This is a genomic window from [Phormidium] sp. LEGE 05292 (assembly GCF_015207735.1).
GTDB lineage: Bacteria > Cyanobacteriota > Cyanobacteriia > Cyanobacteriales > Aerosakkonemataceae > Floridanema.
Genome location: NZ_JADEWG010000324.1, coordinates 1 through 1,847 on the forward strand (window position 1 = coordinate 1; position 1,847 = coordinate 1,847).

1 protein-coding gene is annotated in these 1,847 nt (G+C 42.8%); it reads left to right on the top strand.

The genetic code is table 11. The annotated features are described in order from the left end of the window. Positions 1-193: 193 nt before the first annotated feature. The gene (nifK, locus tag IQ264_RS32355; protein ID WP_193986858.1) at positions 194-1,732 is read left to right on the top strand and encodes a nitrogenase molybdenum-iron protein subunit beta; all 1,539 of its coding nucleotides are present in this window, start codon (positions 194-196) and stop codon (positions 1,730-1,732) included. Positions 1,733-1,847: the final 115 nt, after the last annotated feature.

Consider the following 1,847-nt stretch of genomic DNA (forward strand, 5'->3'; position numbering starts at 1 on the left):
GGGCAGAGGAGAATTCAAAACTTAAAACTCTGTAAGGGCGGGTTTTGTTGTTAACTCTTCTACTAAAAACACAGATTCATCCGCTAAACCCGCCCCTACCACTAGGAATGACAGGCATCCTGCCTGTCCTACTCCCCAGATTGAACACTACAAAAAAAGTCCAGACAGTAGCGAAAACATTAGGAGAAAAATCATGGCTCAGAACGATGTAAATAAAATTGCTGACCACTTTGATCTATTCCACCAACCTGAATATCAAACACTGTTCGAGAACAAAAAACAATTTGAAGGCAGACATTCCGACGAAGAAATCGCCCGGGTACGTGAATGGACAAAGAGTTGGGAATATCGGGAAAAGAACTTTGCTCGTGAAGCATTAACAGTTAACCCAGCGAAAGCTTGCCAACCTTTAGGTGCGATTTTTGCGGCTGCTGGTTTTGAAGGAACTTTACCTTTTGTACATGGTTCTCAAGGTTGCGTTGCTTATTTCCGTACTCACTTAACCCGGAATTACAAAGAGCCATTTTCAGCTGTTTCCTCTTCGATGACTGAAGATGCGGCGGTGTTCGGTGGCTTGCAAAATATGATTGAAGGCTTGGCAAATGCTCATGCTCTTTACAAGCCAAAAATGATTGCTCTGTGTACAACTTGTATGGCAGAAGTAATCGGTGATGACTTGGGTGCATTTATCACCACTTCTAAAAATTCGGGTTCTGTTCCTCAAGATTTCCCAGTTCCTTACGCTCATACTCCTAGTTTTGTGGGTTCTCACATTACTGGTTATGACAATATGATGAAGGGTATTCTTTCTTGCTTGACTAAGGACAAGAAGACCGAAACCAAGAATGGTAAATGGAACTTTATTCCTGGTTTTGATGCTTATACCAGCAATATTCGGGAATTGAAGAGAATCTTCAATTTGATGGGTGTTAATTACACAGTTTTGGCTGACAATTCGGATTCTTTTGATGCTCCGAATGAAGGCGAATTCGTGATGTACAATGGTCTGACTACTTTGGAAGAAGGTGCAGATTCCATCAATGCTGAAGGTACTATTTCTTTCCAAAGATACGCTACAGAAAAGACCCTCAACTACATCGAAACTGAGTGGAAACAAGAAACCGCAGTTTATCGCCCAGTGGGAATTCGCGGAACTGATGAATTCTTGCAAGCACTTTCTAAGATTACCGGACAACCGATTCCTCGTGAATTGGAAGTTGAACGGGGTCGCGCTATTGACGCAATGAATGATTCCCAAGCTTGGTTGCATGGCAAAAAGATTGCTATGTACGGCGATCCTGATTTGGTAATGGGTTTAATCAGCTTCTTGTTGGAAGTTGGTGCAGAACCTACTCACATTGTTGTTACTAACAGCAACGAAAAATTTGAAGCTGAAGCAAAAGAATTGTTAGCTTCTAGTCCTTATGGTGCAAACGCTACTATTTGGGGTGGCAAAGACTTGTGGCATCTACGCAGCTTGATCTTCACTGAACCAGTTGATTTGTTGATTGGTAACTCCTACGGTAAGTATCTGTGGCGTGATATCGGTGTGCCCTTGGTTCGCATTGGTTATCCAATTTTCGATCGCCATCACTTACACCGCTATCCTATCTACGGTTATCAAGGTGCATTGAACCTACTCAACTGGATTGTTAACACTATTCTCGATGAGTTGGATCGCAAGACTGACATTCCTGGTAAGACCGATATCTCTTTTGACTTGATTCGGTAATCCAAAGGCAGAAGGCAGAGGGCTCCAAGGCAGAAGGTAAATCAAGGGAGAAGGCAGAAGGAAAGATAAATCATGAATATTCTTCTCTACTCCCTACCCCCTTGCACCCCTGCGC

Excerpts from the sequence above, each read along its gene's own strand:
- nifK (WP_193986858.1), top strand. The coding sequence starts at position 194 with ATGGCTCAGAACGATGTAAATAAAATTGCTGACCACTTTGATCTATTC.